Consider the following 892-nt stretch of genomic DNA (forward strand, 5'->3'; position numbering starts at 1 on the left):
CTAGATTTAGCGAATGTGGTCAAGACGCATGAGACATTAACCGCTGTTGACTTGGATGCTGCTGCAGGATCGTTGACGTATGTCGATGAAAGAGGAGATTCGAAGGTTTTAGATTTAACAAATGTAGTCAAGACGCATGAGACATTAACCGCTGTTGACTTGGATGCTGCTGCAGGATCGTTGACGTATGTTGATGAAAGAGGAGATTCGAAGGTTCTAGATTTAGCGAATGTGGTCAAGACGCATGAGACATTAACTGCTGTTGACTTGGATGCTGCTGCAGGATCGTTGACGTATGTCGATGAAAGAGGAGATTCGAAGGTTCTAGATTTAGCGAATGTGGTCAAGACGCATGAGACATTAACCGCTGTTGACTTGGATGCTGCTGCAGGATCGTTGACGTATGTCGATGAAAGAGGAGATTCGAAGGTTCTAGATTTAGTGAATGTGGTCAAGACGCATGAGACATTAACTGCTGTTGACTTGGATGCTGCTGCAGGATCGTTGACATATGTCGATGAAAGAGGAGATTCGAAGGTTTTAGATTTAGTGAATGTGGTCAAGACGCATGAGACATTAACTGCTCTTGGAATGGATGCTGCTGCAGGATCGTTGACATATGTTGATGAAAGAGGAGATTCGAAGGTTCTAGATTTAGCGAATGTGGTCAAGACGCATGAGACATTAACTGCTCTTGGAATGGATGCTGCTGCAGGATCGTTGACATATGTCGATGAAAGAGGAGATTCGAAGGTTTTAGATTTAGCAAATGTAGTCAAGACGCATGAGACATTAACTGCTGTTGACTTGGATGATGCTGCAGGATCGTTGACGTATGTCGATGAAAGAGGAGATTCGAAGGTTCTAGATTTAGCAAATGTAGTCAAGACGC

The 892-nt window shown here is 43.7% G+C and carries 1 protein-coding gene; it reads left to right on the forward strand.

Translation table 11 applies throughout. The features are described 5' to 3' along the window. On the forward strand, positions 1-892 hold an 892-nt coding region (locus tag HX004_RS17650), incomplete at both ends, for a leucine-rich repeat domain-containing protein (protein ID WP_502888495.1).

This window comes from Myroides sp. 1354 (genome assembly GCF_030324495.1).
Lineage (GTDB): Bacteria > Bacteroidota > Bacteroidia > Flavobacteriales > Flavobacteriaceae > Flavobacterium.